Raw genomic sequence first — 16,139 nt, 5'->3', positions numbered from 1 at the left:
GGCGATGAACGATGAGGCGAGCCGTCAGAGCGCCAGCTGGCGCCGCAGCTCGGCCAGTACCGGGGCGCTGTCCGGGCGCACGCCACGCCACAGGAAGAAGGCTTCCGCCGCCTGCTCGGCGAGCATGCCCAAGCCATCGAGCACCTGGGCCGCGCCCTGTGCGCTGGCCCAACGGCAGAAGGTGGTCGGCTCCTTGCCGTACATCATGTCGTAGCACACCGTCCTGCCCGGCTCGACCAGGCTGCCGGAGATCGCCGGCAACTCGCCCGAAAGACTGGCGGAAGTGGCGTTGATGATCAGGTCCACCGACTCTTCCAGCCAGTCGTAACCGCTGGCCGACACCAGCCCCAGGTCGGCGAAGGCCGCGGCCAGTTGCTCGGCCTTCTCCACGGTGCGGTTGGCGATCACCACCGAGGCCGGTTGCTCGGCCAGCAACGGCTCCAGGGCACCACGCACCGCGCCACCGGCGCCCAGCAGCAGGATGCGCTTGCCCTTGAGGCCGACCCCGGCGTTGACCGTCAAGTCGCGTACCAGCCCGGCACCGTCGGTGTTGTCGCCCAGCAAGCGGCCATCGGCCTGCTTGCACAGGGTGTTCACTGCGCCGGCGCGCTGCGCCCGCTGGGTGAGGCTGTCGCACAGGCGGTAGGCTTCTTCCTTGAACGGCACGGTGACGTTGGCCCCGCGCCCGTGGGCGAAGAAGCGCCGGGCGGTGCCGGCGAAGTCGTCCAGGGGCGCCAGCAGGGTGGCGTATTCCAGCTGCTGGCCGGTCTGTTCGGCGAACAGCCGGTGGATCAACGGCGACTTGCTGTGGCCGATCGGATTACCGAAGACAACGTACTGGTCCATCTCTTCCCCCTTTGTGCACTGCCGATTCATCCGCCCGGTCCGCTCAGTGGGCGCCGGCCAGCCAGTCGCGATCCTTGAGGAAGTACTCGGTCAGGCGCGCTTCCTCGCTGCCCGGCTCGGCCTTCCAGTCATAACCCCAGCGCACCTGCGGCGGCAGCGACATGAGGATCGACTCGGTGCGGCCGCCCGATTGCAGGCCGAACAGGGTGCCACGGTCGTAGACCAGGTTGAATTCCACGTAGCGGCCCCGGCGGAACTCCTGGAATTCGCGCTGTTGCTCGGTGTAGGGGGTGGCCTTGCGGCGCTGGATGATGGGCAGGTAGGCCTCGATGTAGGCATCGCCGATGGCGCGCATGAAGGCGAAGCTGGTGTCGAAGTCCCATTCGTTCAGGTCGTCGAAGAACAGGCCGCCGATGCCCCGCGGCTCGTTGCGGTGCTTGATGTGGAAGTAGCTGTCGCACCAGGCCTTGTAGCGTGGATAGACATCGGGGCCGAAGGGCGCGCAGGCGCGTTCGGCGACCCGGTGCCAGTGCACGCAGTCTTCCTCGTTGCCGTAGTAGGGGGTCAGGTCGAAGCCGCCGCCGAACCACCAGACCGGTTCCTCGCCTTCTTTCTCGGCGATGAAGAACCGTACGTTGGCGTGGGAAGTCGGTACATGGGGGTTATGTGGATGGATCACCAGGGACACGCCCAGGGCCTCGAAGCCGCGACCGGCCAGTTCCGGCCGGTGGGCACTGGCCGATGGCGGCAGGCCGTTGCCGAACACATGGGAAAAGTTGACTCCGCCTTTTTCGATCACCGCGCCATCGCCGATCACCCGAGTACGGCCGCCACCGCCGGCAGGGCGGGTCCAGGCGTCCTCGATGAAACGGGCGCCGCCGTCTTCGGTTTCCAGTGCGGCGCAGATACGGTCTTGCAGGTCGAGCAGGTAGGCCTTCACGGCCTCGGTGCGGGTAGTCATGGCATCACCTTGGGTCGGGCAAAGCTACGCGGCGCTAGGGATGACGCGCAGGCCGGCGCAAATGGGCGCGTAGCATAACACCGCGCCGGGGCCTGCCACAGTTGACGAAGGTCAAGCAGAGGAGTCCGATAGGGCACTTTTAACAGGCGATCGAGGAGAGAGGAAAAATGGCCAAACGTATCCAGTTCCGCGCCCATGGCGGCCCCGAAGTACTTGAGTATGTGGATTACCAGCCGGCCGAGCCGGGCCCGCAGGAAGTGCGGGTCAGCAATCGGGCGATCGGCCTGAACTTCATCGACAACTACTACCGCAGTGGCTTGTATGCACCACCGGCCTTGCCCTCGGGCATGGGTTTCGAAGGCGCGGGGGTGGTCGAGGCGGTGGGCAGCGCGGTGACCCGCTTCAAGGTCGGCGACCGGGTGGGCTACGGCAGCGGCCCGCTGGGCGCCTACAGCGATGTGCATGTACTGCCCGAAAGCAACCTGGTGCTGCTGCCTGAGGGCATCGGTTTCGAGCAGGCGGCGGCGGTGATGCTCAAGGGCCTGACCGTGCAGTACCTGCTGCGCCAGACCTACGAACTCAAGGGCGGCGAGACCGTGCTGTTCCACGCGGCGGCAGGTGGCGTCGGCGCCCTGGCCTGCCAGTGGGCCAAGGCCCTGGGGGTGAAGCTGATCGGTACCGTCAGCTCGCCGGAAAAAGCCGCCCTCGCCAAGGGCCTCGGCGCCTGGGAAACCATCGACTACAGCCATGAGAACGTGGCCCAGCGGGTGCTGGAGCTGACCGGCGGACGCAAATGCCCGGTGGTCTACGACGGTGTCGGCAAGGACACCTGGCTGACGTCCCTGGACTGCCTGGCGCCACGCGGCCTGATGGTCAGCTTCGGCAACGCCTCGGGGGCGGTGGAAGGGGTGAATCTGGGAATCCTGGCGGCCAAAGGCTCGCTGTACGTGACCCGGCCGACCCTGGGCAGCTACGCCGACAACGCCGAGAACCTGCAACGCATGGCCGACGACCTGTTCGGCATGATCACCAGCGGCCACATCAAGGTCGAGATCAACCAGCGCTTCGCCCTGGCGGACGCGGCCAAGGCCCACGTCGAACTGTCGGCGCGGCGCACCACCGGTTCCACGGTACTGCTGCCCTAGCCTGGGGAAACAGCGGGCGAGGGTGGCGCGCTCCAATCGGCGCCGCAGCCCTCGCCAGCGCGGCTCAGGAAGGCCGGATCACCTTGCCGGTGGCCAGGTCGCGGATCAGGCTGGGGTTCTTGCGCCCGCCCAGGCTGCCACTCAGGACCAGGTCCAGCTGCCCCCGGAAGTACTGCTCGACCCGCAACCGGGTCCGCGCCGCCGGCCGCCCCTGGGGGTTGGCCGAGGTGGAGATCAACGGCCCGACCAGGGCACAGAGCTCGCGCACCAACGGATGATCGCTGACCCGCAAGGCCACGGTGTCGTGGACCCCGGTGACCCATTCGGGCAACAGGTTCTGATGGGGCACCAGCCAGGTATTGGGCCCCGGCCAGGTGCTGGACATGCGTTCGATCCAGGTTTCGGGGAAATCCTCGAACAGGAAGTCGAACTGGTGGATATTGTCGGCGATCAGGATCAAACCCTTGTCCACCGACCGCGACTTGATCGCCAACAGGCGATCCACCGCCTCTTCGTTCCACGGATCGCACCCCAGGCCCCAGACTGCTTCGGTTGGATAGGCAATCACCGCCCCTGCGCGAATCTCTCGTGCGGCTTGTTGCACACGCCAACTGCTGACCATTGCCGACTCTCCAGATAAAAGCTGTGCGCAGTTTACCGATCCTGCTTATAAAACCTAGCTCAGGCGCGCAAACCAGCGCCCGTTTTCATTGACCACGCGACCATCGACCTCCAGTTCGGTCAGGCTCGCCAGCACCCGCGGCAGGGGCCAGCCACTGGCCAGCGCCAGGGCCTCGCTGCCCTGGGGAGCGGCTTGCAGCAAGGCCAGCAGCGGATGGGAATCGGTGGCGACCGGCTCGGCTGGCGGCGGCAAGCGCTGCCAGCCCTGCAGCGTCTCGAGGATGTGCTGGACGCTTTCCACCAGCACCGCGCCATCGCGAATCAGCTGGTGACAACCGCGGGCGCCGGGGTGATGGATCGAACCGGGAATGGCATACACCTCGCGCCCCTGTTCTGCCGCCAGCCGGGCAGTGATCAGCGAGCCGCTGGCGACACTGGCCTCGACCACCAGCACCCCCAGGGACAGGCCGCTGATGATCCGGTTGCGCCGAGGAAAATGCTCCGGACGCGGCCCGGTATCCAGGGCGAACTCGGACACCAGCGCGCTGCCTTGCTCGACCATCGCCCGGGCCAGCTCCCGGTGATGCTGTGGATAACAATTTTCCAGGCCGGTGCCGAGCACCGCCACGGTGCGCCCGCCGACCTCCAGCGCCGCCCGGTGCGCGGCCCCGTCGATGCCCAGGGCCAGGCCGCTGGTGATGACGAAACCGGCCGCGGCCAGGTTCCGGGAAAACGCCGCCGCCGTATCCAGGCCGGGCCGCGAGGCACGCCGGCTGCCCACCAGCGCCAACTGTGGCGACTCGAGGATCGTCGGATCGCCGGCCACGAACAGCAGGGGCGGGGCGTCCTCCAACTGGGCCAGCAACGCCGGGTAGCCGGGCTGGTCCCACATCAGCAAATGCCTGGCCTGGCCGTCTATCCAGGCCAGTGCACGCCGAGCATCCTCGCGCACCGTAGCGCTGCGCCGGGCCTCGGCACAGGCCGCCGGCAATCCCAGGGACTGCCAGGCAGCGGCCGGGGCGCTGAGGGCCTTGGCCGCACCACCGAAAGCCTGGAGCAGGCGCTTGAAACGCATGGGGCCAAGGCCAGGCAGGCCATGCAAACGTAAACGGGCCTCCAGTTCCGCAGGGGAAATGGCGCCAATGGTCGAGTGCGACATGGATCATCCTTGATCGTCATGGCTGCGGCATACACCGGAACAACCTGTGGATAAATCTGTTGGTAACTTGTTGAGGAACACCTTCCCTCAAGACCCCAGGCACTTGCCCGGGCACTCTTGGCCAAGCCAGGCTGGCACGGACGCGCATGGATGGGAAAAAGCGCCGGCGATGCGCCTGCAGCCCAGGGACAGCAAGGCGAACAGTGATTTCCTCAGGGGCTGAATCCCTTTATCATGTGCGTTCGCGTGAAACGCCAAAGCCAGCACGGCTCGCTCCCTTGCAGAGCACGTTTTACATCGGCGGCCCAGGTCCAGGACCTGCCCGGACGCCGGATCCGCCCTCATTTCACACGTGTAGCAATTACGCCTATGGCCATTTTAAACATCCTCGAATTCCCCGATTCGCGCCTGCGCACTATCGCCAAACCCGTGGCCGTAGTGGACGACGAAGTGCGTCAGTTGGTCGACGACATGTTTGAAACAATGTATGAGGCCCCGGGCATCGGCCTGGCGGCGACCCAGGTCAACGTGCACAAGCGCGTCGTGGTCATGGACCTGTCCGAAGACCGCAGCGAGCCCCGGGTCTTCATCAACCCCGAGTTCGAGCCCCTGACCGACGAGATGGACCAGTACCAGGAAGGTTGCCTGTCGGTACCGGGCTTCTACGAAAACGTCGACCGCCCGCAGCGGGTCAAGGTCAAGGCCCTGGACCGCGACGGCCAGCCCTACGAGTTGATCGCCGAAGGTTTGCTGGCGGTGTGCATCCAGCACGAGTGCGACCACCTCAACGGCAAGCTGTTCGTCGACTACCTGTCCACGCTCAAGCGCGACCGGATCAAGAAGAAGCTGGAAAAGCAGCATCGCCAGCAGGCTTGATGGCCGTCTTGCAAAGGCTTGCCATGGCAAGCCTTTTTCTTTTTCGCATCTTCAGCAAGCGAGATTCCCCATGACTGAGCCATTGCGCATCGTCTTTGCCGGCACCCCCGAATTCGCCGCCGAACACCTCAAGGCCCTGCTCGCCAGCCCCTACGAGATCGTGGCCGTCTATACCCAGCCCGATCGCCCGGCCGGCCGTGGGCAGAAGCTGATGCCGAGCGCGGTCAAGGCCCTGGCCGTGGAGCATGCGATCCCGGTCTATCAGCCGCAGACCCTGCGCAACGCCGAGGCCCAGGCCGAACTGGCCGCACTCCAGCCGGACCTGATGGTGGTGGTAGCCTACGGCCTGATCCTGCCCCAGGCAGTGCTGGATATCCCACGCCTGGGCTGTATCAACAGCCATGCCTCGCTGCTGCCACGCTGGCGTGGTGCGGCACCGATCCAGCGCGCCGTGCAAGCCGGCGATGCCGAGAGCGGCGTGACCGTGATGCGCATGGAAGCGGGCCTGGACACCGGGCCGATGCTGCTCAAGGTACTCACCCCGATCAACGCCGAAGACACCGGCGGCACCTTGCACGACCGCCTGGCCGCCATGGGCCCGGGCGCCGTGGTGCAAGCCATCGCCGGCCTGGCCGCCGACACCCTGCAAGGCGAAGTGCAGGACGATAGCCTGGCCACCTACGCCCACAAGCTGAACAAGGACGAGGCACGCATCGACTGGAGCCGTCCCGCCGTGGAACTGGAACGCCTGGTCCGCGCCTTCAACCCATGGCCGGTGTGCCATAGCACCCTCGATGGCGAGAGCGTGAAGGTCCTGGCCGCCAACGTCTCCACAGGCCAGGGCGCTCCCGGTGAAATCCTATCCGCCAGCAAGGACGGCCTGGTCGTCGCCTGCGGTGCCGGCGCCCTGAGCCTGACCCGCCTGCAATTGCCCGGTGGCAAGGCCCTGGCCTTCAGCGACCTGTTCAACAGTCGCCGCGAGAAGTTCGCCAGCGGCAAGGTACTCGGCCAATGAATCCACGCCTGGCTGCCGCCCGTGCCCTGGCCGCCGTACTCAGCGGCAAGGCCTCGCTCAACAGCTCACTGCCCGCGCAGTTGGACAAGGTCGAGGAGCGCGATCGCGGCCTGACCCAGGACCTGGCCTTCGGCACCGCCCGCTGGCAACCGCGCCTCGAGCTGCTGGCCGCGCAATTGCTGCAGAAGCCCTTCAAGGCGGCCGACGCCGATGTCCAGGCGCTGCTGCTGGTGGGCCTGTACCAGCTGTTCTACAGCCGCATCCCGGCCCACGCCGCCATCGGCGAGACCGTCGGTTGTGCCGACAAGCTCAAGAAACCCTGGGCCAAGGGCCTGCTCAATGCCGTGCTGCGCCGCGCCCAGCGTGAGGGCGAGGCACTGCTCGCCGGCATGGAGCGCGACCCGGTGGTGCGTACTGCCCACCCGCGCTGGCTGCAGAAATCGCTCAAGGCCTTCTGGCCCGAGCAATGGGAAGCCATCTGCGCCGCCAACAACGCCCATCCGCCGATGATCCTGCGGGTCAACCGCCGCCACCACAGCCGCGATGCCTACCTGGCGCTGCTGGCCGAAGCGGGCGTTGGCGCCAGCGCCTGCCCGTACAGCGCAGACGGCATCCTGCTGGCCGAGGCCAGTGACGTGCGCGGCCTGCCAGGCTTCGCCGAAGGCTGGGTGAGCGTGCAGGACGAAGCCGCGCAACTGGCCGCCGACCTGCTGGACCTGGCCCCCGGGCAGCGGGTGCTGGACGCCTGCTGCGCCCCTGGCGGCAAGACCTGCCACATCCTCGAAGCCGAGCCGGCCCTGGCCGGCGTGGTGGCCGTGGACCTGGAAGCCAAGCGCCTGGTCCGCGTGCGGGAAAACCTCGAGCGCCTGGGGCTGGACGCCCAACTGATCGCCGCCGACGGCCGCGACACCCAGGCCTGGTGGGACGGCAAGCCGTTCCAGCGCATCCTGCTGGACGCGCCCTGTTCGGCTACCGGGGTGATCCGCCGGCATCCGGACATCAAGCTGACCCGCCAGCCCGACGACATCGCGGCCCTGGCGCAACTGCAAGGCGAGCTGCTCGATAGCCTGTGGCAAACCCTCGAGGTGGGCGGCATCCTGCTCTACGCCACCTGCTCGACCCTGCCCACCGAGAACACCGAGGTGATCGGCGCCTTCCTTGCCCGCACCCCGGGCGCCCGGGAGCTGGACCTGGCCACTGCAGCCGGCCTGCGCCAGCCCCACGGCCGCCAGCTGCTGGCCCAGGAGGGCGGCCACGACGGCTTCTACTATGCCAAGCTGATCAAGATCGCCGCCTCGCGCGGGTAAGCACAAGAATCTAGGGAGTAGTGGATGAAGATCATCATCCTCGGCGCCGGCCAAGTAGGCGGCACGCTGGCCGAACACCTGGCCAGCGAAGCCAACGACATCACCGTGGTGGATACCGATGGCGAACGCCTGCGCGATCTCGGCGATCGCCTGGACATCCGCACGGTGCAAGGCCGCGGCTCCTTTCCCACGGTGCTGCGCCAGGCCGGGGCCGATGACGCCGACATGCTGGTGGCCGTGACCAACAGCGACGAAACCAACATGGTGGCCTGCCAGGTCGCCCACACCCTGTTCCACACCCCGACCAAGATCGCCCGGGTGCGCGAGGCCGCCTACCTGACCCGCGCCGGCCTGTTCGACAACGATGCCATTCCGGTGGACGTGCTGATCAGCCCGGAACAGGTGGTGACCAACTACATCAAGCGCCTGATCGAGCACCCCGGTTCGCTGCAGGTGATCGACTTCTACGAGGGCAAGGCCCAGCTGGTGGCGGTGAAGGCCTACTACGGCGGCCCGCTGGTCGGCCAGCAACTGCGCCAACTGCGCGAGCACATGCCCAACGTCGACACCCGGGTGGCGGCGATCTTCCGCCGCGACCGGCCGATCATGCCCACCGGCGACACGGTGATCGAGGCCGACGACGAAGTGTTCTTCATCGCCGCCAAGGCCCACATCCGCGCGGTGATGAGCGAGATGCGCCGGCTCGAGGAATCCTACAAGCGCATCGTCATCGCCGGTGGCGGGCAGATCGGCGAGCGCCTGGCCGAGGCCATCGAGAGCCGCTACCAGGTCAAGATAATCGAGATGAACCCGGCCCGCTGTCGCTACCTCTCCGATACCCTGGACAGCACCGTGGTCCTGCAAGGCAGCGCCTCGGACCGCGACCTGCTGCTGGAAGAGAACATCGCCGACGCCGATATCTTCCTGGCCCTGACCAACGACGACGAGGCCAACATCATGTCCTCGCTGCTGGCCAAGCGCCTGGGGGCGAAGAAGGTCATGACCATCATCAACAACCCGGCCTATGTCGACCTGATCCAGGGTGGCGATATCGATATTGCCATCAGCCCGCAATTGGCCACCATCGGCACCCTGCTGGCCCACGTACGCCGTGGCGATATCGTCAGCGTGCACTCGCTGCGCCGGGGCGCGGCGGAAGCCATCGAGGCCGTCGCCCATGGCGACGCCAAGTCGAGCAAGGTGATCGGACGGGCCATCGGCGACCTCGGCCTGCCGCCGGGGACCACCATCGGCGCGGTCATCCGTGATGAAGAGGTGCTGATCGCCCACGACGATACGGTGATCGAGGCCGGGGACCACGTGATCCTGTTCCTTGTGGATAAAAAACATATCCGCGATGTGGAGAAGCTGTTCCACGTGGGCCTGAGCTTCTTCTGATCGAACGCTGTCTTGTCCACAGGAGGGACGACAATGCTGGAATCGCTGGAAAAAATGCTCGCCAAGGGTGTGGATAACCCACTGCTGCGCTTCGGCCTGGGCAAGGGCTACCTGGATCAGGGCGAGCATGCCCGGGCCGCCGCCCACCTGCACCAGTGCGTGACCCAGGACCCGAAGTATTCCGCGGCCTGGAAATTGCTGGGCAAGGCCTTGCAAGGGCAGGGCGAGCTACAAGCGGCGCGCCAGGCCTGGGAGCAGGGCCTGGAGGCGGCCCGGAGCCAGGGCGACAAACAGGCGGAAAAGGAAATGACCGTGTTCCTGAAAAAACTCGACCGCCAGTCCCAAGGCTGACCCTCACCCGGTAACCGCTGCCGCAGGCGGCGAACGAGCGCAACGCTCGCGGGGGCTCTCAAGATCTCACCAAAGGCTCAGCGAAAGACCGCCAAGCAAGGCCCTGCGGTCCTTTTCGCCGCCTCGCGGGCTCGGCAGCGGCTACCTACAGGGCCGGGCTCAGAGATAGCGCAGGGAGATGCCCTCGGCGTCCACCTGCACCACTTCCATGCGCACCCGTGGCGCGGCCGCCGGCAAGCCCTGCACCTGGCCATAGACCACGGCGCCCCTGGGCAACCGCGCCAGCTGCGGGCTTTGCACATAGACGCCGCTGGCCGAGAGGTTGCGGGTCTGCCCCAGGCATTCGCCGATGCTCTCGTGGGAAATCTTGATACGGAACGACTTGCGGTGATCGGACATCTTCTGCGCCCTTGTCCAGTGTCTGTGGATAATCCTCGAGCGAGGTTATCCACGGATCGTGCCAGCTCTGTCAGTACCAGCGCGCCTCGCCAGGAGGGCGCTTCTTGAAACGCTTCATGCTCCACATGTACTGGCTCGGGTAGGCCGCCACGTAACGCTCGACCACCTTGCTCATGGCCGCGCAGGAGACTTCGGTGTCGGTGCTGTACATGTCCTGCGGAGCCGCCTCGAGGATCACCTTGTAGCCCGAGCCGTCGGGCAGGCGCAGGGCATGCAGGAACACGCCAACGGCCTTGCCGCCGGCCAGCATGTTGGGCACGAACTTGCTGGTCAGGGCCTGGGTGGCGAAGAAGGGCACGAAGATCCCGGCGGATTCGGCCGGTTCCGGGTCGGCGGGAATGCCCACCGAGCCGCCCTTGCGCACTTCCTTGATGACGCTGAGGATGCCTTCCTTGGTGGAGGCCGCCACGCGGTTGCCCAGTTGCACCCGCTGCTTGCGCAGCAGTTCGTCCACCGCCTTGAGCTTGGGCGGACGGTAGAAAATGATCGGTTTGCACTGGCTGCAGTAGAAGTGGTTGAGCACTTCCCAGTTGCCCAGGTGGCTGGTAATGCCCACCACGCCCTTGCCCGAGGCCAGGGCCTGCTGGAGCACTTCCAGGCCCTGGACTTCACGCACCAGGGCAATGGAGCGCTCGGCCGGCCAGATCCAGGCACAAGCGCTCTCGGTCAGGGACTTGCCGATGTCCTTCAGGCTCTGCCCGACGAGACGCTCGCGCTCGGCGGGGTTCATCTGGGGAAAACACTTGGCCAGGTTGATGCGCACCACGTCGCGGGAGCGGTTGGGCGTCTTCCACATGATCCAGCCGATGGCCGCGCCGACCGCCTGCACCGCGCGCCAGGGCAGCAGGGCAAACAACCGCAGGGCTCCCACCAGCAGGGCGCCTTTGAACTTATCCACAGATGACTCCTGATCTCTTGGTCATGACCTAGTCGCAGCCGGCTATTCTAACCAGCCATCGGCGCCTGTGCGAAAGCGCCTGCCGTGGCGCTCATGGCGCCGGGGAGCTCAGGCTGGGGTAACGATCGCAGTCGCGGGTGTGGTCCATGACCATGCCCGAAGCCTGCATCAGCGCGTAGCAGATGGTCGGGCCGACGAAGGTGAAACCGGCCTTGCGCAAGCCTCGGCTCATGGCCTCGGCCTCGGGCGTCACCGCCGGGACCTCGCTGCGATCGGCAAAATGGTTGATCTTCGGCACGCCGCCGACGAAGGACCAGAGGAACGCCACCGGATCGTCCAGTTCCAGCCAGGCCTGGGCATTGCGCCGCGCGGCCTCGAGCTTGAGGCGGTTGCGGATGATGCCCGGATCGAGCATCAGCTCGTCGATCTCGGCATCGCTCATCTGCGCCACCCGTTGCACATCGAAGCCGAACAGTACCTGCCGATAGCGCTCGCGCTTCTTCAGCACAGTGATCCATGACAACCCGGCCTGGAACCCTTCGAGCAATAACAACTCGAACAAGCGCTGCCCATCGCGCAGCGGTACGCCCCATTCCTGATCGTGATAAGCCATGTACAACGGATCTTCGGTACACCAAAAGCAGCGTGGCATAAGGCTCCAGGGGGCGTGCGCAGGACCGAATCGGGTATACTCCCGCTCCTTAAATCGCAGCCCAAGTAACAGGTGAATTTCGTGAGCCAGCCTACGCCAGCCGTGCGTACCTTCCAAGACTTGATCCTCGCCCTCCAGCAGTACTGGGCCGAGCAAGGTTGTGTGGTACTTCAGCCCTACGATATGGAAGTAGGCGCCGGCACTTTCCACACCGCCACATTCCTGCGGGCCATCGGCCCGGAAACCTGGAACGCCGCCTACGTGCAGCCAAGCCGCCGCCCCACTGACGGCCGCTACGGCGAGAACCCCAACCGCCTGCAGCACTACTACCAGTTCCAGGTGGTCCTCAAGCCCAACCCCGAGAACTTCCAGGAGCTGTACCTGGGCTCGCTCAAGCACGTGGGCCTGGACCCACTGGTGCACGACATCCGTTTCGTCGAGGACAACTGGGAATCGCCGACCCTGGGCGCCTGGGGCCTGGGCTGGGAAGTCTGGCTCAACGGCATGGAAGTGACCCAGTTCACCTACTTCCAGCAGGCCGGCGGCATCGAGTGCTACCCGGTGACCGGCGAGATCACCTATGGCCTGGAGCGCCTGGCCATGTACCTGCAGGGCGTGGACTCGGTCTACGACCTGGTCTGGGCCGACGGCCCGTTCGGCAAGGTCACCTATGGCGATGTGTTCCACCAGAACGAGGTGGAGCAGTCAACCTACAACTTCGAGCACGCCAACGTCGACAAGCTGTTCGAACTGTTCGATTTCTATGAAAGCGAAGCCAAGCGCCTGATCGAGCTGGACCAGCCGCTGCCGTTGCCGAGCTATGAAATGGTCCTCAAGGCCTCGCACACCTTCAACCTGCTGGATGCACGCCGGGCCATCTCGGTGACCGCGCGCCAGCAGTACATCCTGCGTGTGCGCACCCTGGCGCGTTCCGTCGCGCAAGCCTACCTGCTGGCCCGGGCCAAGCTGGGCTTCCCGATGGCGACCCCGGACCTGCGTGATGAAGTGTTGGCTAAGTTGGAGGCGGCACAATGAGTGCGCAAGATTTTCTGGTTGAACTGGGCACTGAAGAACTGCCACCCAAGGCCCTGGCGACCCTGGCCGAAGCCTTTCTGGCCGGCATCGAAAAAGGCCTGCAGAGCGCTGGCCTGAGCTTTGAAGCCAAGCACGTCTACGCCGCGCCACGGCGCCTGGCGGTACTGATCACCCAGCTGGCCACCCAGCAGCCGGACCGCAGCATCAACCTCGACGGCCCGCCACGCCAGGCGGCCTTCGATGCCGAGGGCAACCCGACCCAGGCCGCCCTGGGCTTCGCCAAGAAGTGCGGCGTGGACCTGAGCGAGATCGACCAGAGCGGTCCGAAACTGCGCTACAGCCAGAGCATCAAGGGCAAGCCTACCGCCAGCCTGCTGCCGACCATCGTCGAGGATTCGCTCAACGACCTGCCGATTCCCAAGCGCATGCGCTGGGCCGCGCGCAAGGAAGAGTTCGTGCGTCCGACCCAGTGGCTGGTCATGCTCCTGGGCGATGAAGTCATCGACTGCACCATCCTGGCCCAGAAGGCCGGTCGCGACTCCCGTGGCCATCGCTTCCACCACCCACAGAGCGTGCGCATCACCGCGCCGGCCAACTACCTGGCCGACCTGCGTGCCGCCTACGTACTGGCCGACGCCAACGAGCGCCGCGAGCTGATCAGCAAGCGCACCGAAGAGCTGGCGCGCCTGCAGGAAGGCACCGCCATCGTCCCGGCCGACCTGCTGGACGAGGTCACCGCCCTGGTTGAGTGGCCGGTACCGCTGGTGTGCTCGTTCGAGGAGCGGTTCCTGGAAGTGCCCCAGGAAGCCCTGATCACCACCATGCAGGACAACCAGAAGTACTTCTGCCTGCTGGACGTGGATGGCAAGCTGCTGCCGCGCTTCATCACCGTGGCCAACATCGAGAGCAAGGACCCGCGCCAGATCATCGAGGGCAACGAGAAAGTCGTGCGCCCACGCCTGACCGACGCCGAGTTCTTCTTCAAGCAAGACAAGAAGCAGAAGCTCGAGGACTTCAACCAGCGCCTGCAGAACGTGGTTTTCCAGGAGAAGCTGGGCAGCGTCTACGACAAGGCCGAGCGTGTTTCCAAGCTGGCCGCCTTCATCGCCCCGCGCATCGGTGGCGACGCCCAGCGCGCAGCCCGTGCCGGCATCCTTTCCAAGTGCGACCTGGCCACCGAGATGGTCGGCGAGTTCCCCGAGATGCAAGGCATCGCTGGCTACTACTACGCCCTCAATGACGGCGAGCCGCAAGACGTGGCCCTGGCCCTCAACGAGCAATACATGCCCCGTGGCGCCGGTGCCGAGCTGCCCAGCACCCTGACCGGTGCCGCCGTGGCCATCGCCGACAAGCTCGATACCCTGGTGGGCATCTTCGGCATCGGCATGCTGCCCACCGGTAGCAAGGACCCTTACGCCCTGCGCCGTGCGGCCCTGGGCGTGCTGCGGATCCTGATCGAGAAGAAGCTCGACCTGGACCTGAACGAAGCGGTGGCCTTCGCCGTCGGCGCCTTCGGCAGCAAGGTCAAGGCCGCCGGCCTGGCCGAGCAGGTGCTGGAGTTCATCTTCGACCGCCTGCGCGCACGCTACGAGGACGAAGGCGTGGATGTGGCCACCTACCTGTCGGTACGGGCCCTGAAACCGGGTTCGGCCCTGGACTTCGACCAGCGCGTACAGGCCGTGCAGGCCTTCCGCAAGCTGCCGGAAGCCGCGGCGCTGGCAGCGGTGAACAAGCGCGTGTCGAACCTGCTGAGCAAGATCGAAGGCAACGTGCCGACCACCATCGAAGCCAAGTACTTCGACAATGCCAACGAGTTCTCCCTGTATTCGGCGATCCAGCAGGCGGACCAGGCTGTCCAGCCCATGGCCGCAGCCCGCCAGTACAGCGAGACCCTGGCCCGCCTGGCCGCCCTGCGCGAGCCGGTGGACGCCTTCTTCGAGGCGGTGATGGTCAATGCCGAAGACGCCAACGTACGGGCCAACCGCTATGCGCTGCTGGCGCGCCTGCGTGGCCTGTTCCTGGGCGTGGCCGACATTTCGGTACTGAGCTGAGCGGATAGGGAACTGCTGTGAAACTGCTGATACTCGATCGCGACGGCGTGATCAATCACGACTCCGATGCCTATATCAAATCGGTGCAGGAGTGGATACCGATCCCCGGATCGATCGAAGCCATTGCGCAGTTGAGCAAGGCCGGCTGGACGGTGGCGGTGGCCACCAACCAGTCCGGCATTGCCCGCGGCTACTACGACCTGGCCACCCTCGACGCCATGCACGCGCGCCTGCGCGAGCTGGTGGCGGAGCAGGGCGGCGAAGTCGGGCTGATCGTCCATTGTCCCCATGGTCCGGATGAAGGCTGCGACTGCCGCAAGCCCAAGCCGGGAATGCTGCGGACCATCGCCGAACACTACCAGGCCGACCTCGGCCATCTATGGTTCGTAGGTGACAGTCTCAGTGACCTGGAGGCGGCAACAGCCGTCGACTGTCAGCCCGTATTGGTAAAGACCGGAAAAGGCGAAAAGACCCTGGGGAAAACCCTGCCGGTAGGCACCTTGATTTTTGACGACTTGGCGGCCGTTGCCGCTGAACTTATCCACAATTAGGCCCCTTCTGGCATCCTGATCCAGGACCGTTCGGGAGAGCGCTTTTTAAAGCGGGCATGCCCGCAATGGTAAATGCCGCTATGTCGATCCTGCAGGCCATCAGAACCTTCTTCTTTTACCTGCTGTTGAGCACCAGCGCCTTGCTGTGGTGCTCCCTGAGCTTTTTCATCGCGCCGTTCCTGCCTTTCAAGGCGCGCTATCGCTTTATCAATGTCTACTGGTGTCGCTGTGCCCTGTGGCTGACCAAGGTATTGCTCGACATCCGCGTAGAAGTGAAGGGCGCGGACAATGTTCCGGAACACCCCTGCGTGATCGTCTCGAACCACCAGAGCACCTGGGAAACCTTCTTCCTCTCGGCTTACTTCCAACCCTTGAGCCAAGTGCTCAAGCGTGAACTGCTGTACGTGCCGTTCTTCGGCTGGGCCATGGCCATGCTGCGCCCCATCGCCATCGACCGGGACAACCCCAAGGCCGCCCTCAAGCAAGTGGCGAGCAAGGGCGATGAGCTGCTCAAGGACAACGTCTGGGTACTGATCTTCCCCGAAGGCACCCGCGTGCCCTATGGCCAGATCGGCAAGTTCTCCCGCAGTGGCAGTGCCCTGGCGGTGAACGCCGGCTTGCCGGTCTTGCCGGTGGCCCATAACGCCGGCAAATTCTGGCCCAAGACAGGCTGGAGCAAGCGCCCCGGGACCATCACCGTGACCATTGGCGCGCCCATGTACGCCGAAGGCAGCGGCCCACGGGCCATCGCCGATCTCAACGACCGGGTGGCGGCCTGGAACGAGCAGGCCCAGCGGGAAATGGGCTCATTGCC

General features: G+C 65.6%; 17 protein-coding genes. 10 read left to right on the top strand and 7 right to left on the bottom strand.

Annotated features, from left to right (window positions below; genetic code table 11):
- Window positions 1-24 precede the first annotated feature (24 nt).
- Entirely contained in the window at window positions 25-846 is an 822-nt protein-coding gene (aroE, locus tag ACK6AU_RS03015) for a shikimate dehydrogenase (protein ID WP_409297676.1), read from the bottom strand.
- A 43-nt stretch (window positions 847-889) separates the two neighbouring features.
- Complete coding sequence (gene hemF / locus ACK6AU_RS03010; RefSeq protein WP_185696731.1) at window positions 890-1,807, bottom strand: oxygen-dependent coproporphyrinogen oxidase; 918 nt, start codon at window positions 1,805-1,807, stop codon at window positions 890-892.
- A gap of 167 nt (window positions 1,808-1,974) precedes the next feature.
- Between hemF and ACK6AU_RS03005 the strand changes: the two genes are divergently transcribed.
- Window positions 1,975-2,952 (top strand): NADPH:quinone reductase, encoded by a 978-nt coding sequence (locus ACK6AU_RS03005; protein WP_409297673.1) that lies wholly within the window; start codon window positions 1,975-1,977, stop codon window positions 2,950-2,952.
- A gap of 64 nt (window positions 2,953-3,016) precedes the next feature.
- Here ACK6AU_RS03005 and ACK6AU_RS03000 read toward each other — a convergent pair whose 3' ends face one another.
- Window positions 3,017-3,574, bottom strand: coding sequence for an L-threonylcarbamoyladenylate synthase (locus ACK6AU_RS03000; protein ID WP_185696733.1), 558 nt, complete (start codon window positions 3,572-3,574; stop codon window positions 3,017-3,019).
- A 54-nt stretch (window positions 3,575-3,628) separates the two neighbouring features.
- A complete protein-coding gene (dprA, locus tag ACK6AU_RS02995) occupies window positions 3,629-4,732 on the bottom strand; it encodes a DNA-processing protein DprA (protein ID WP_185696734.1) in 1,104 nt (367 codons plus the stop codon).
- A 369-nt stretch (window positions 4,733-5,101) separates the two neighbouring features.
- Here dprA and def point away from each other — a divergent pair, with 369 nt between their 5' ends.
- The 5 genes from def (at window position 5,102) to ACK6AU_RS02970 (ending at window position 9,679) form a co-directional block, all read left to right on the top strand.
- Complete coding sequence (gene def / locus ACK6AU_RS02990) at window positions 5,102-5,608, top strand: peptide deformylase (RefSeq protein ID WP_185696735.1); 507 nt, start codon at window positions 5,102-5,104, stop codon at window positions 5,606-5,608.
- Between the two features lie 70 nt (window positions 5,609-5,678).
- Window positions 5,679-6,623 carry a methionyl-tRNA formyltransferase gene (gene fmt / locus ACK6AU_RS02985; RefSeq protein WP_409297670.1) on the top strand — a complete coding sequence of 315 codons (945 nt, stop codon included), beginning with the start codon at window positions 5,679-5,681 and terminating at the stop codon, window positions 6,621-6,623.
- Complete coding sequence (gene rsmB / locus ACK6AU_RS02980) at window positions 6,620-7,930, top strand: 16S rRNA (cytosine(967)-C(5))-methyltransferase RsmB (RefSeq protein ID WP_185696737.1); 1,311 nt, start codon at window positions 6,620-6,622, stop codon at window positions 7,928-7,930. Before fmt ends, rsmB begins: the two co-directional genes overlap by 4 nt.
- A gap of 24 nt (window positions 7,931-7,954) precedes the next feature.
- Entirely contained in the window at window positions 7,955-9,328 is a 1,374-nt protein-coding gene (gene trkA, locus ACK6AU_RS02975; protein ID WP_053137831.1) for a Trk system potassium transporter TrkA, read from the top strand.
- A gap of 33 nt (window positions 9,329-9,361) precedes the next feature.
- On the top strand, window positions 9,362-9,679 hold the full coding sequence (locus tag ACK6AU_RS02970; RefSeq protein WP_185696738.1) for a tetratricopeptide repeat protein: 318 nt from the start codon (window positions 9,362-9,364) through the stop codon (window positions 9,677-9,679).
- Window positions 9,680-9,838: 159 nt separating this feature from the next.
- On the opposite strand, the gene ACK6AU_RS02965 is transcribed toward ACK6AU_RS02970, so the two are convergent.
- The 3 genes from ACK6AU_RS02965 to ACK6AU_RS02955 form a co-directional block, all read right to left on the bottom strand.
- A complete protein-coding gene (locus tag ACK6AU_RS02965) occupies window positions 9,839-10,078 on the bottom strand; it encodes a PilZ domain-containing protein (protein ID WP_185696739.1) in 240 nt (79 codons plus the stop codon).
- A 70-nt stretch (window positions 10,079-10,148) separates the two neighbouring features.
- Window positions 10,149-11,036: a lysophospholipid acyltransferase gene (locus ACK6AU_RS02960; protein ID WP_185696740.1), complete on the bottom strand. Its 888-nt coding sequence runs from the start codon at window positions 11,034-11,036 to the stop codon at window positions 10,149-10,151.
- Between the two features lie 91 nt (window positions 11,037-11,127).
- Window positions 11,128-11,688, bottom strand: a complete 561-nt coding sequence (locus ACK6AU_RS02955; protein WP_185696741.1) for a DNA-3-methyladenine glycosylase I — start codon at window positions 11,686-11,688, stop codon at window positions 11,128-11,130.
- 81 nt (window positions 11,689-11,769) lie between these two features.
- On the opposite strand from ACK6AU_RS02955, the gene glyQ reads away from it, so the two are divergent.
- The 4 genes from glyQ to ACK6AU_RS02935 form a co-directional block, all read left to right on the top strand.
- The gene (gene glyQ / locus ACK6AU_RS02950; protein ID WP_022641565.1) at window positions 11,770-12,723 is read left to right on the top strand and encodes a glycine--tRNA ligase subunit alpha; all 954 of its coding nucleotides are present in this window, start codon (window positions 11,770-11,772) and stop codon (window positions 12,721-12,723) included.
- Window positions 12,720-14,774 carry a glycine--tRNA ligase subunit beta gene (glyS, locus tag ACK6AU_RS02945; RefSeq protein ID WP_185696742.1) on the top strand — a complete coding sequence of 685 codons (2,055 nt, stop codon included), beginning with the start codon at window positions 12,720-12,722 and terminating at the stop codon, window positions 14,772-14,774. Before glyQ ends, glyS begins: the two co-directional genes overlap by 4 nt.
- Before the next feature lie 17 nt (window positions 14,775-14,791).
- Window positions 14,792-15,325, top strand: a complete 534-nt coding sequence (gmhB, locus tag ACK6AU_RS02940; RefSeq protein WP_185696743.1) for a D-glycero-beta-D-manno-heptose 1,7-bisphosphate 7-phosphatase — start codon at window positions 14,792-14,794, stop codon at window positions 15,323-15,325.
- Window positions 15,326-15,405: 80 nt separating this feature from the next.
- A partial coding sequence (locus ACK6AU_RS02935; RefSeq protein ID WP_409297665.1) for a lysophospholipid acyltransferase family protein occupies window positions 15,406-16,139 on the top strand: 734 nt, incomplete at its 3' end.

The organism is Pseudomonas sp. KCJK8993 (genome assembly GCF_046230915.1).
Classification (GTDB): domain Bacteria; phylum Pseudomonadota; class Gammaproteobacteria; order Pseudomonadales; family Pseudomonadaceae; genus Aquipseudomonas; species Aquipseudomonas piscis.
The sequence above is the reverse complement of the archived record's forward strand: the minus strand, read 5'-3'. Positions and strand labels throughout refer to the sequence as shown.

Coding starts and splice junctions, on each gene's coding strand:
- aroE (WP_409297676.1), bottom strand. CDS start 846: ATGGACCAGTACGTTGTCTTCGGTAATCCGATCGGCCACAGCAAGTCG.
- hemF (WP_185696731.1), bottom strand. CDS start 1,807: ATGACTACCCGCACCGAGGCCGTGAAGGCCTACCTGCTCGACCTGCAA.
- ACK6AU_RS03005 (WP_409297673.1), top strand. CDS start 1,975: ATGGCCAAACGTATCCAGTTCCGCGCCCATGGCGGCCCCGAAGTACTT.
- ACK6AU_RS03000 (WP_185696733.1), bottom strand. CDS start 3,574: ATGGTCAGCAGTTGGCGTGTGCAACAAGCCGCACGAGAGATTCGCGCA.
- dprA (WP_185696734.1), bottom strand. CDS start 4,732: ATGTCGCACTCGACCATTGGCGCCATTTCCCCTGCGGAACTGGAGGCC.
- def (WP_185696735.1), top strand. CDS start 5,102: ATGGCCATTTTAAACATCCTCGAATTCCCCGATTCGCGCCTGCGCACT.
- fmt (WP_409297670.1), top strand. CDS start 5,679: ATGACTGAGCCATTGCGCATCGTCTTTGCCGGCACCCCCGAATTCGCC.
- rsmB (WP_185696737.1), top strand. CDS start 6,620: ATGAATCCACGCCTGGCTGCCGCCCGTGCCCTGGCCGCCGTACTCAGC.
- trkA (WP_053137831.1), top strand. CDS start 7,955: ATGAAGATCATCATCCTCGGCGCCGGCCAAGTAGGCGGCACGCTGGCC.
- ACK6AU_RS02970 (WP_185696738.1), top strand. CDS start 9,362: ATGCTGGAATCGCTGGAAAAAATGCTCGCCAAGGGTGTGGATAACCCA.
- ACK6AU_RS02965 (WP_185696739.1), bottom strand. CDS start 10,078: ATGTCCGATCACCGCAAGTCGTTCCGTATCAAGATTTCCCACGAGAGC.
- ACK6AU_RS02955 (WP_185696741.1), bottom strand. CDS start 11,688: ATGCCACGCTGCTTTTGGTGTACCGAAGATCCGTTGTACATGGCTTAT.
- glyS (WP_185696742.1), top strand. CDS start 12,720: ATGAGTGCGCAAGATTTTCTGGTTGAACTGGGCACTGAAGAACTGCCA.